The sequence below is a fragment of the Paenibacillus rigui genome, from assembly GCF_002234615.1.
Classification (GTDB): domain Bacteria; phylum Bacillota; class Bacilli; order Paenibacillales; family NBRC-103111; genus Paenibacillus_S; species Paenibacillus_S rigui.
The window spans coordinates 1-13,372 of sequence record NZ_NMQW01000010.1; the positions used below are offsets into that span (position 1 = coordinate 1).

Consider the following 13,372-nt stretch of genomic DNA (forward strand, 5'->3'; position numbering starts at 1 on the left):
GTTCATGACTCACTTCGGAACTTGGGGCGTTCGTCCGCAAAGTTGGAGGGACAGGTACTAGAATCGATTCATTCGAGGAGGAGAAGGCAGGGAGAGATTCACACGCAGCTTCACGGACCTTTCGAAGCCAGTAGTAATAGCTTTTCACGCTGACCCCGTGCTCGGCACACCAACGAACCACGGTCTGACCACTGGAACGGCAGTCACGAATAATCTCGGTCCACTGCTGAAGCCGATAGCGATTCCTCATTTCTAGAGTTTGCAATTGGACACACTCCCATTAGAGTTTTTCGAGTAGAGTCGAAAAACTCCAACGACTTACTCTAAGGGAATTGTCTCAAAAACTAGACTGCTTTGGAATACACCTTCTTATTAGACGCTTACAATAAATCCCTTTGTACCATTTAGATAAACTAAAATAAAAATAACACCTAATAGAGCTAGAATTGTGGGTATCTTTGGTAACACATCATTCCAAAAGGTATCCAATTTAAATGTTATTACAATATCCTTAATCTTTTTCCAAAAAACAAATATACTCGTTTTCTGCATTAAAAATATTGTGATTACAACTGCGACTATCGTAGTCTTATTTAAGAACAGGTTAATAATTGTCTGAAATGTTGATTTCAAAATGGAGTGTAAAAAATATCTATAGTATGTATCTCTTAAAAGGATTCCACTTCCATAATAAACATTGATTTCAAAAAAACTTATAATAGGTTTATGAATTGAATGATAATATTTAATAGTTCTAATTAACATACCTAGTACTCCTCGATGTGCGAGAGCCCTTGTAAATTTGATATACAGAAGTTCCGATAAAACCTCAAAACAATACCAAAACTTCATCCACCATAACCTTAATAAAAACATTACAATCGAAATGAAGAGAAAAGTTTCTAACCATGGAGGCCAATCAATCCAACTTGTAATTGTAAGTTCAACCTTTAAAAACATAGTAAGGAATTTCCCCCAACTATTAAGGGTTATTATCCAAAACGCTAATGATAAAAGAAGAACAGATATTGGTTTCCATACCTCTTTTGACTTTAGACGTTCAAACATAAATGTTATCATTCCCTTTACAACCTCGCTTCTATCAATTAAATCATTATAACTGCGCGTTCATAATCTCCGGACCACATAGCTTACTGGTAGGATAATTCAAACGATACAGCTGGCTAGGAATATTCCTAAAATTCCTAATGATCAGCTTTTTCAAAAACATACTGTTCCTCCAGAGCAAATTACTCAGAATAAATTACCTATCCTTTGTAAAATTTCGACATTCACCGGAAAATTCCTACTATTACCACTATAATTCTACAAATGCGCAAGGAAGAAAAAGGATGAGTAACGCGATTGTATTTCGCTTACTCATCCTATAAATAGTGCATTATTTACTTACTTGAAGAATGTTTCCTATATCTTTTCATTCCCGTAACACATCACTCTTTAAGTAACTTTTAATTACTAAGTAATAACTCTATATCTTTAATTAACGATGAAATAAGTTCCTCTTGGTATCCTGCCATTTGTCTTTCCATAATTGCATTTGCCACAGTAATTAGTTCAGTTGACACTACCTGTTTCAGCTGGTTTAATCGAGCATTATCTTCAATTAACGTACTTGGGGCAGTTTCTTCATAATCTGCAATGGAGTACCTCCAAGGAACCGTATTATGGGGGTAGCGAAGAAGAATTCGATTAGCCATCAGTACGCCCTCAGGATCAAAATCACCAGAATACATTAGAGTTATGTTTGGTGTACTAGCAACAATTCTGTCGAGCAACTGAAGGGCCGATAAGCGTGGTTGACCATAGGTACATAAGACCGAAGGAATCCGATCTTTACCTTCGAAATAATCTAGGATAGTTGAAAATACAACAGGATTTTCAACAATATAGAGACAATCATTCACAGGAACACAACTATCATAGCGTGAAATATCCCGTAACGATAAGTCCAAATAACTCCTATCATCAAATGCACCTTTAAGCTTCCGGCATTTGTTTCCAGCCTTTGTGGCTAAAAGTCCAATAACCGTAATTTTATTATTCATATCTTCTAGAAGGATTCCGTGACGAAACATAATCTCTGCTTCGTCCTCGGCACTAAGGTCTGAACGTACCTTTGCCTCTTCTTCTTTCCATATCAAAACATCTAGGAGAATATGCCGTAGGGGTTCTCCTCGATCTAAAGAATGTGGATTCCCTGTTATGCCAGAAGAAAGAACAGGCAGTCGCACACTTGGTCGAATAGGCATTTTAGAAAGAATGGCACACAAATAGGGATATATCCGCTGAAACGTGGTCTCATCTCTTTTATAAGCCAATTTGATCCGTTTAGATCGCTCACTATTTGTAAGCAATTCATCCAGAAGACCCGCACAATCTGGATTTTGGCATGATTGCCGGTGTGCCACTATCCAATCTTTTCGTTTAAGATCTGCCCATTCTATTTCTTCTCGCTTGGTTATTAAAGTTCTCCCGAAATACGCCTCCAGTAGTTCATGAAGATATATCCCTCGATACTTAGAGCGATCCATCGCTTTTTGAAACTTTTTTCCCGTTACGGATAGCCTTCCTGATGCAGGTAGCGGCCGATACTCACGTAAAAAAGCTGAGATTATTTGATGTTCTTCTGCGGTTGGAACGAATACAGCGGTACCAAATGAACCATAACTTTCAAAACGCAAAGCAAACTTCTGAAACAATCGGTCAAACCCGCCCGTTTGTCGGAGCGAATTCGCCGCTCGTATCGCTTGTTCTTTCACGATGCTCTCACTCCACTTCTACTCGTCGTTTCCCATTCCAATGGTAACGGCGGAATCCCATGTGCGGTGAAGATGGTTGTCGCAGGATCGTTACGATTGAGAGAGCTTTCACGCTACGATAGCAACCCCACAGATCATAGGAGTTCATGATGTAATCGAAGTCAAAATCCTGGATCATATTAAACATTTTTTCTTTATTTTTGGAATCCACACCTGCGAATGCTTCATCGAGCGTAATCAGCCGCGCGGCGGCATCTGATGCACTTGTTAGAATGGCGTCAATAGCGGCAAGTAGCGGCATGTACAAGATTATTGCTTTTTGACCGTTACTATACCTTCCAAAGTTGCGGTTCCCGACTTTTTCGGCCCCCGTCCCTTTATCGACATACGTTTCAAACATAAACCATTTTCGATAGTCCAATACTTCCTTGTATGCCTGCAACCTAGACATACGAAAATCCTTTTTGGCGCGTTGCTGTACAGCTTCGATGCGCGCGCGGAAATGAGCGGAAACTTTTTCAAGGTCGGCTGGGTCGATGAATTTGCTGTCCCCGCTCAACAAGTCAACCAGTTGTTTTGTCTTTAATGTATCATCTTCCACTGCGTCCTTTGCATTCCAATCTAATCGAATCTGAAGCCCTTCGAACTCATGGAAACGACGATTAACCTCATTTACCCATTGCTTGGCCTCGTAAATCCTTTCCTGAATTGTGCGTCCGATCTCGTTAATAATGATATCTGTAAATAACTCTTTTTCCTTATCTCCGATGTTACGTTTGAGTTTGGCCTCAATATCGGTTAATTCTTGAAGCAATTCGAGAGGCGTGCACGGAATTCCGATATTGCTCTGTAAACTTATTATCGAATAAGTGGACAGTCTCTCCAGGGCCTCCACATCGACAATTCCTATCTGTTCTTTCACATTACTCTCTTCATTCCAAGGCTGTTCGCGTTGACGCCGAAAACGATAATCTTCTAGTTGGCCTCGCACCTCGCCTTCCACTTCTAAGAGATGCTCAAACGCCTCTTCACGATTTGTCGTCTTTGTTGTGTCCTTCTTACTTAGTTCTAATATTTGATCGGCTGAATATTTGGAATACGGACTATTTGTTGCTTGAAGCTTGCGATATGCTTTCAACCAAACGCTTTCCCGTTTCGCTGCATTTATGACAGCGATTTTTAGCTTGCCAATCTCTTCGTCAGCAGATTCAATCTTCGGGGTAAGACGTTCATATAACCGTTCTGCTTGTCGCTTGCGATCTTCTGCGTCGATAAGCTGATGATTGGCATCCTCGATTTGCTTAAAAACATCGGAGTTTGACTCCATTGCTTCTCTTAGGCGCTGAATTGTCATTTCAAGCTTTGATTGCTCGTACAATAAATCATCATGCTCCTCTTGATAATCCTCTACAATGGATTCTAGGGAACTCAGGTGTTCCTTGGTCTGGACGATCCTTCGAACCGCTTCCATTCGCTTTTCAGTTAGCAATCCCAGATCACTAATTTCATCTTTATACTTTCTACATTGTTCAAGGGCGTGGCTGCAAACATCCAAACGAAGCGGTAGATCCAAATTACCTATTAATCGCGCAACTTGGTTGCGAAGATTAAGGGTTTCGAGTCTAATGGACTCATAGCATCCATATGCCTTTTCCTTTTCAATCTCTAGATGTTTGGTGATTCTTTTTTCTGTATCTCGTTCTCGATAAATGTTTTTGATTTCTTGCGTAGAAGGAATCTTTGTCCACACACGGTGCAATTCATCGATTTTAGCTTGGACCATGCGCAATACGCGGCTTTGATCGGAAAAAAGCTGCTCAAGCTCGTCCAAACGCTCCCTGATGGCAAGCAAACGTCGCTGACGTTCTTCTTCACGAGCCCGAAGACCAACATACAATTCGTCACAATCAGGCGCAGCTCCTTCAAGGAATCCGCTACGGAAAAAACCATCCTCTCCGATAAAGCCCTCTTGGTGTGCATCAATGGCTATCCCTTGCAGGACGAGTTGAATTGTATTTGCATCAACCTTCTCACTCGGGACAGGATCCATTAAATTGCCCAAATGGTTGCTTTTTGGAGTTTGCGCTCGTAGTACGGTTGCTTGTTCGGCTGCCTTACCTTCGTATTCATGTGGCACAATGACTGCTTGTAATAGACCAGAACGCTGAATGGCAGATTCAATGTTTCTCCGAAATGTGGCTGATACAGTTTCCTTGAACTCAACCGCTTCAAAAAAGCGAATATATGGGATTTGATGCTGGTCAAGAACATCCCATTGCACTCTCTCTTTTTGTCGCTCAGGAGGAGCGACAAATTGCGATGATTGTAGCTGCTCATACTCACTTTGAGTCTTCTTAATTTCTTCGGAAAGTCGTTGAAGATGGTACTCTACTTCTCTTTTTTCGATTTGGTATGGCTCTTCTCGAACTTCAATGACTTTCTGTTTCCACGACTGGTATGTTTCTTCGTCTTCCCCGTGCTCATACAAATTGCTCATTATCCCTTGTAAAGCTTCCCACTCTTGTGCTTCGATCTGCAGTCCATATTCGTTAGACCAATCTTCAACTATCTCAAACAAATCGGCTCTGGATTTTTGAAGCTGCATGTACAACGAGTCGATCTTTGCAATTGAATTATTGTAAGCCTCGAGTTTACCTTCAAACTCGGTTCGTCTTTGCAATGTTTTCGCTTCTTGCTCTTGATATCGCCGAAGATTGTCTTCAATTTCTTTTAATCTCGCAATATGACGAACAGTTTCTTCTTTCCACGATGCAATCAAACTGATCGGGTCGGCAGTTATTGAGAACTGACTAACAAACCGATCATGGTAATCGAACTTAATTGATGATTCATACTCAGCCAGGTAATCGAGAATCCCTTGGATTTCATCTTTGGTTTCGATCTCATCTTGAATCGTTCGTTCGATAATTTGTCTGTTTTTGTAAACATTATTTTTTGAAGAACGAAGTTGTGATTCCTTCTGGGTTAGCTTATTTTTTGTTTCATTCAATTCATTTTCAGTATTATGCTTTACTTCTGCTACTTTGAACAGATCCTTATGTGTTTCATGAAGTGTATCTACGGTCACATTAAGCGCCGAGATTTGCTGTTCTAAATCTTCCATTTGTCTTTTTGCATCTTCCTGGCTTTTTTTCATTCCCAGAAGGTCGTTTTCTTTTGCGACAAAACGACTTTGCTCATTTTCGAACTGTTGAGTGGATCGGGTAAGGTGTTCAGCGTACTCAAAAAACAATGCAAACTGGTAGGCTTCATACCCTTCGCTTAGTTTCCTAAGCTCACCTACTTCTGTTTTCGTTTTCTCCAAAAGCGCGTCTTGTTCGTCAATTTTTGTCACAATATTTGATAGCGACTCGAGGTCATCATCAGATAACTCAGGAAGTGCATCCGTAAGACTTGTGTTAATAATACTTGGACTTACGTCTTTGCTAATCTTCGGTGGACGCAGTTCGATTAACAGTTTGATATACATATTAAAGGTGTGCATACTTTGAAAACCGAATAATAGGCGGTTTACCTCTTTAGCATATTCGGTCCTGTGTTCCGTAATATATGAGCCTTTAAAGCGATCGCAAAAGTCACGATAATCGAGCGGAACCTTTCCATCCCGTGTTTGATCGTATAACAACAAGTCTTTGCCGATCTGCTTCCCATTTGTCACGATAAAGTACCAGGACGTTAAATCCCTTGTCTTTCGCACGCCCGAAAGGCCCATACCGATTGTAATGAACTGTTCACCTTTTCGAAACTCCATATACAGATAGCCGTTTCCGTCTTTCTTTTGATTTACCGCTTCTTCGCCAAGATGAAGATCTATCATCATGCGGTCTGTACGCTTTTGAGGATCAAGACGCGAAGGATTGTAATTCCCATCCAAGAGCACGGGTAAGATCAAAGTTGATGCAATCGTCTTACCACTAGCATTATCGCCTCTGATAAACAATTTTCCGTCGGAGAGTTCAATTTCGGTATCTGCGTGATACCAAACATTAAAATAACCAATTCTGGTAGGCTTCCACTTCACGTTTGGTCTCCTCCTTTATCGATTCTTCTTCCTCAACAATTCCGCCTGCTACACGCCCTAAAGCGTCACTAAAGATCCATTCATCATTTACTACTTTTACTAAACCCAGTCGCTTCATATAATTTGAAACCTCTTCCCACAGTGCTCGATCAGACAAGTTGGACTTTGCTAAATGTTCCTGATTTTCCCTGCGAACCGAAACGAAAAGGTTGAAGACATCTATTGAAGGCAGGGCAACATATCCTCGATGATTCAACCATTGTTCGCCAAGCTCAAGTCGATTACGCAGATGGGTCCCGATTACAGTGATGACATGGGAGTGGGTGTTATAAGCAGGGTATATAGTCTTCCCTTCTCTGGCTTTGTCATGGATCAGAATCCAAGTTGATGCATATCGCTCCAAATAAACACCTTGAAACACTTCTTCTAGCTTTTGCTGCATGTGAAGCCCGTGTCGTTCTATATAAGCAACTTCATCTTGAGACAACTCAGTTAAAAAGAGGCAGCCTTGTGCAAATAAACGTCTCCAAATTTGCTGTTCACATATCTTTCCATCGTCTATTTCCTCTTGGTGAAGTGCCTCTCGAAGCGAAACCTTGTCACTATATTCAGACAAGGAAAGGCGGGTGTGACGAATCACATGCCGAAGTCCATTTGAGATTTGCATAAGCAAATCATAATCTTCTTTATCTCGAAATTGTTCAATGGCCCGGTCGAACATGAGAAGCAGCCGCTCTTGTTCCAACGTTTTAATAACCCGAATTAAACTTGTACGAACCCCATGATCAGACCATGAAATGGCATCTGGCCCTCCAGGATAGTACGCCTTTATACTTTCAAGCAATTCACGCAATACAAATTGTTGATCTTCGCCCTTTTCTTCCATAAACGCCAGCGTACATGCGTATAGAACATAATCCATTTGGTATTTCAGTGAGTGAGTAGGGTTAGGGTCAAGCACCTTCCGTTCGGGATGTTTTATTAAACGAACATATCCATCTCCTATGTATATAGGGTAATGAAACCATTCTCGAAAAATAGTTTTCAGTTTATTTTCGTAGCTTCGAATCCGAAAGAATAATTCAGGTTTTTGGTCCCTATAGATCCACTCTTCCGACCACAGCAAAAAGACCAGTGTTTGAATTTCTTCAGATAAGGCCTCTTCACTAATCATTCGATGCACCATCCTCTAACACAATCTCGATGTCATCCATCGTGAGTTCTCCGTCAGTGCACTTCATCTTAATTCGATCTTCACTTACGACAAACGCGCGAAATTCACGCCCATCTGGTAGATAAGCGACATCATGATGGCGCAACCCCTCGGTCTCTATGAACAATAACGTATCTCTTAATGCTGGGCTGATCTCATCTAAGTCACGAATCCGAATTCGACCGTCGGAAGATATCGATTCCATTTCAATCCGCAGTAATTCTTCTTGCTCTTTATGCTCCATTTCTATTCGTCGACGCTCAAGCGGATCTTCAAGCAGAGGTGATTTAACTCGTTTAATAAATTCTCTTTTTTTGTGGGGAATTAATTCTATTTGCTCTGCCGGCAACTCCCAAACAGATTTGGTTTCACTGTCAGTTGTCTGTATTTCAGTGATAACCATCTGAGAAGCCGGACCGATTCCCCTAATATATCCGAAGAGTTCTTTGCACTCCTCGTCATCCTCGGCTTTAAAGAAAAGGTTCGCAAGATGCAAGTAATCATGTTTTCGATTGGTGTAATGAAACAGTCGGTCACTCACTTGCCTGGAAAGCCGAAGAACTTTGCTAATTGCGTTTTTGGTTTGCTCCATTAAAAAGTAGTATCCACCTTCTTGTGAACTTTCGCTCACAAACCAGTTGATCATTGATTGCCACTGTTTTTTATGCAACTCAACATGCTCTTCTTGATTCGTACCCTCAAGCGTTGGAAGCTGAATACGATTAATCTCGTAATCCACTATCAGATAAATGACATCGTCAAGATATTCTTTGGATATGGACAACAGTTTTTTCAAAATGCGTACCTGCTGCTTTTGAATATCGCGAACAAACTCGTCTAGGTAACTGACAAATTTATTCTTATGTTCGAGAAACTGATCCGAAAGATAGGCCGCTTCCATATCACTGCTATTTACGTGGGAAAGGTAGTTCGATGTATCAATACGCAATCGATCATGTCGACCCATGATTTCGTTCCAAAGGTTATACAGTTCGGACGGTTCTTTCGTCGTTGCACTTTTGAATCTGTCGAGCTCTTCGATAATGCGAGCTGCCAAGTTCTTCTCCAGCGAACCCCTTACTCGATTTGCCCTTCGCTCCATCGTTGTGATTATTTCTTCGACATCAATTAATGCATCAGTGGCCCTTATCAAGTGCTTCTTCCTCTTGAAATCTTCGTATGCCGCATATTTAACGTTTTCTTGTTGCGATATCTCAATGTTTCCCCACTCTTTCATGGCACCAAGATCCATCTCTAATTCTTCGATCGAATAGTCAGGGAACCGCTCGACAAAATCGTCCATTTGTTTCAAGGCGGAATATATGTCTTCCATTGTAAGCATGCTTCTAAATGTACGATGATGTTCGTACAATATACGGGCAATGGGCCGATATCGATCGGTCCGTTGGTTAGCAACCAAATAAGTGAATTGTTCTAATCTATTAAAAAGATTCATAAGATTCTCCTCTAAACATTCTCTCACTCTAATATTATACACTTTTTACAACTACAAGAGTATGTGGAACCATTTCCCTCAGCCTTCTTTCCTCGAAATTTGCTGGTTACTCGGTCCCTAAAATCTAACTAAGAAACTGGAAATGGATCACCTTAAAAATATTGAAGTGTATTAATACGAAAAAAAGCGAGATCAGGTGGTCAAAACCTCGCCTGATCTCGGTCATTGCACTCTAAAAAAATGGTAAAAACCTTCATATCGGCGAATCAAAACGGTTTTCTAGGAGAGAAATGGAACAATGGATAGTGTCTCAGTATGAATGAACTCGAAATTGCCATGATTAGTGCTGCTCCGTAGACCATCTTTTGTCCTTCGCTAATATTTCTATACTATCGTCGATAAGATTGAACTATCTCTATTGATACTTCCTTATAATGAACTAAAGCCCGAGTGAAGGAACACTCGGGCTCTTATATTTTCTATATAAAAGTTGCTTTATTGATAAAAAAGGGCATTGTAATGTGCTCGGATAAATCCACAAACCAATTAATAACCACGATCAATTATTTCTGATACTTTACTACTTATTAATAAACCCAGCTCATCAGATATCCCTCCATATATTGTCGGGAAATGTTTCTTAATTGACCCCATAGTTACTCGACGATCTTTTTCTTTAATTCTTTGAACCGCTTGAGGTAAAAACCTAATTTGAAAATGGGCAACTTTTTCTGTTAAGTCCTCTAATTTAATATTAGAATTTTTCATTTTTTGTGGCGACCTGCGAATGCGGTTTCGATAATGTGTAGGTAAGAACCTTATTATCTTACCTCGTGTTATTCTATAAGGAGGATCTGTTGAGTAGATATATGTGGCAGTTTTTTCAATAACATGACATAGTTCATCATCAAACTCATTCCAGTCTATTTTCTCAGAGTTTTTCATTGAAGGTGGCAGTGTTTTTTCCATCCATACTTTATCGTTACTTAATAACCAATCATATGCAATGGGACACGCCTTTCTAAGCAGGCTTCTTTTTGGTTCCTTCATAATTTTTAAGTTATCCATAATTTTTTCTCTATATATATTAAACTTATTTATTTGTTCTTTAGTGCAGCACACTTGTGATTCAGTAATTTGAATCTCCATTTGATTTAACAATGTGTTACATTGCTTTGATACTGTTACGTATTTGGTATTCAGCTGTTTAGCAATTTGCGAAATAGTTACTCCATTCGCATGAAGTCTATAGACTTCCTCTCTAAAATATTCCCCCATGCTTGAGATAAAAATACGATTATTCTCCTTTCTTTCAGGCCAATACCAAGCTTTTTTATAAGTAAATCCACAGTAACCACATTGAAACTCATTAACAATTTTGAGCCCCCTATCATCATGACGCCTACAACGGTCTATTTTATACTGATTATATTGCGGGCACATCTTATTAAAACAAGTCCATGGTCCATTGCCAAATGGTATAGGAAGAGCGTACGTCGGCTTATCACTAAAAAAAGTCTTTATTGATCCAGCCAAAAATCTAAATAGTAGCAAATAGTAATTAAAATTTGTGCTATTCTTTTCACTACATGAAAGCATCCGCTCCATAGTGGTATTTGATCTAATATACTCCGTTGGTATGTCATAGAGCTTAAGCTTTTCGTCCCCATAAAAATGAATAATATCATCAGCCAATCTCTTCCGAAATAACTTCCCACCAGTTAAGGTGAAATAGCCCTTTTCACCTAACCATAAATTTATTTTATCTATAAGCTCTTTTCGATTTCTAACTGTACAATTTCCAATAAATTCTAACGCCCATATATTTAAGTCACTTTTCAAAATGTGTTCATTGAACTCTTGTAAAGACTTTATATGGTGTCCGTTCTGACATCTTGGTGATGAGAGCAACGAGTCATTATCTGATGAAGATAATTCAACATTACATTTCGGGCAATGACTAAACAATTTTTCACAATGGACCGGGCAGAATTCCAATACATCCATTTGATGTGTTAGATGGGCATAACATTCACCTAAACTTTCATAATCCCAACTAAGACAACTTGGGCAGTAACGCATCCGTTTCGAGAGCAAGTAACTTCCACTGAAAGCTCCTAGGTTTGGATTGTTTTCATTAAGAATCTGATTCCATAGAGATTGTCGTTCAGTTGTACTTAGAAATGGTCCAATATATCTCATCACTGTATGATTTTCTATTATTTCCTTTAGTCTAAAACTTGGTGGAAGTTGATTATCCAAATATTTAAGGTTCCTAGGAAGAAGAGGATTTTTGTTAGAATTCAGGTTAAAAAGCTCTAATCGTGTATGGGCCATCGTCTGATTGCCTGAATGTACATGGTATCTATAAATGACACTTCGAAAATCTTCGTCAGGGTATGGTTGTGGAAAAAACGCCAAAAGTGACATATGACCCTTCCTTTATCAAATATTCGTCTATCGATGTTCTAACTAAATTTTTGATTTGAGTCGAGTAGTTGGTTATATTTCATTTCAACCGCTTCCTTCAACGGCTTATTCAAGCCAGCGGCTTTCATCAGTCTCCATCCCTGAACAAAGCCTCTTTCAGATAGATGCATAGCTGCCCATTCCAGACGCCGAATTTGAAATTGCTCCGTCGTTTCAATCTCTTTATCCAAGAAATGTTTTGTTTTAGGGAGCTTATGTAAACACTTTTCCAAGACGAAAGGTATCTTCGCTTTATTTAGGTTTTTAGAAACCATAGCGAGAGAAACCCGCTGTGGCTTCGCTTTTCGAGATTTTAAATTTTTAACAACATCCTCTACCTCAAACAGAATCAACGAATCCCGCTCTTTCCAATCATGAATTGGAGTGCCAGTTCTAACACCCGTTTTCTTTGGGCGAATATTCTGCTGCCACTTTCCTCCGTTTATATCCAACATCCCAATGCCAAAATTCTCCGTTGAATTCAGGTTTGATAACCCCATGAAATCGGCTACTAAGATGTGACGTAGGGGGTGAAACATTAAGTCGTTACCTCGAATCATTTTGTGCAACCACGTTTCAGACTGACCATCCACTGCACATTGCAAATGTTCTAGGAATTCTTGAGTATAATAATCATTGAAGTCTTGGATCAACTTAAGAAAACGAATCCGTCCCCGTTCCGTTAAATACCCCTTTTTATAAAGATTCATTTCGCTGATTGAAGAACAATTCGTAACTAAGTTAACCGACTTCAACATTTCGTACGACCTCTCAGCTACCATCGCATATTGATTCAATAGGTTTATTTGAAAGCATAAATTTGAGGCACTGTATTTTTCCAGATCAGTTAATGGGGTGAATTGAAATTTCTTTTCTCGCGTCATATATGAAACCGTAGATTCGATTAAAGCCACTTTATGAATTGGACATACGCAAACTCCTGGAATCTGGTGAGATCGGTGCCAATAAGGTTCATGATAGGTTGCCATGTCCTCCTCGTAGCAGATACCGCAAAACCGTAAGTAATTCGGAAGTTTAATCAAGCTTGCTGGTATTCCCAGCAACGCATGAACTTCTCCGTGGGATTCTCCCTCGCTCATTAACCCATATACTTTTCTAGCCTTATCTTGTGGAAGAAACGCACTGTAATATGGAAATAGAGTGTGCTTCATGATAAGTTCCTCAACAGTATACAAAGAACCAAGTCGCTCCGATAGATGCCTGATATGGCTAGGTAAATCTACCGTCGCGCACACAAGACGATCGCCAAACAATTCATTGATGGTCTGCTTTTGCGCAGTGTTTCCCGACATTTGATGATATCGCGCAATTCCACTGTAAAGCAGCTCATCGGGGTTCAAAGAAGGGAAATGTGCTACCAATAGAATCATTCCTTTTCATGATTTCTATTA

General features: G+C 39.8%; 7 protein-coding genes. All 7 read right to left on the bottom strand.

The window, feature by feature from the left end; genetic code table 11:
• Positions 1–265: IS66 family insertion sequence element accessory protein TnpA (gene tnpA / locus CF651_RS07115; protein ID WP_144029028.1), on the bottom strand; the 265-nt coding region annotated here is incomplete at its 3' end.
• Positions 266–1,469: 1,204 nt separating this feature from the next.
• Positions 1,470–2,780, bottom strand: a complete 1,311-nt coding sequence (locus tag CF651_RS07125; RefSeq protein ID WP_094014175.1) for a DUF2399 domain-containing protein — start codon at positions 2,778–2,780, stop codon at positions 1,470–1,472.
• Between the two features lie 7 nt (positions 2,781–2,787).
• Positions 2,788–6,822: a TIGR02680 family protein gene (locus tag CF651_RS07130; RefSeq protein ID WP_094014176.1), complete on the bottom strand. Its 4,035-nt coding sequence runs from the start codon at positions 6,820–6,822 to the stop codon at positions 2,788–2,790.
• Positions 6,788–7,996 (bottom strand): DUF2398 family protein, encoded by a 1,209-nt coding sequence (locus CF651_RS07135; RefSeq protein ID WP_179232717.1) that lies wholly within the window; start codon positions 7,994–7,996, stop codon positions 6,788–6,790. The genes CF651_RS07130 and CF651_RS07135 overlap by 35 nt, the downstream gene beginning before the upstream one ends.
• On the bottom strand, positions 7,989–9,491 hold the full coding sequence (locus tag CF651_RS07140) for a TIGR02677 family protein (RefSeq protein WP_094014178.1): 1,503 nt from the start codon (positions 9,489–9,491) through the stop codon (positions 7,989–7,991). Before CF651_RS07140 ends, CF651_RS07135 begins: the two co-directional genes overlap by 8 nt.
• A 546-nt stretch (positions 9,492–10,037) precedes the next feature.
• Entirely contained in the window at positions 10,038–11,921 is a 1,884-nt protein-coding gene (locus tag CF651_RS07145) for a TnsD family Tn7-like transposition protein (protein WP_094014179.1), read from the bottom strand.
• Between the two features lie 38 nt (positions 11,922–11,959).
• Positions 11,960–13,342 carry a TniQ family protein gene (locus tag CF651_RS07150; protein ID WP_179232718.1) on the bottom strand — a complete coding sequence of 461 codons (1,383 nt, stop codon included), beginning with the start codon at positions 13,340–13,342 and terminating at the stop codon, positions 11,960–11,962.
• Between the last annotated feature and the right edge of the window lie 30 nt (positions 13,343–13,372).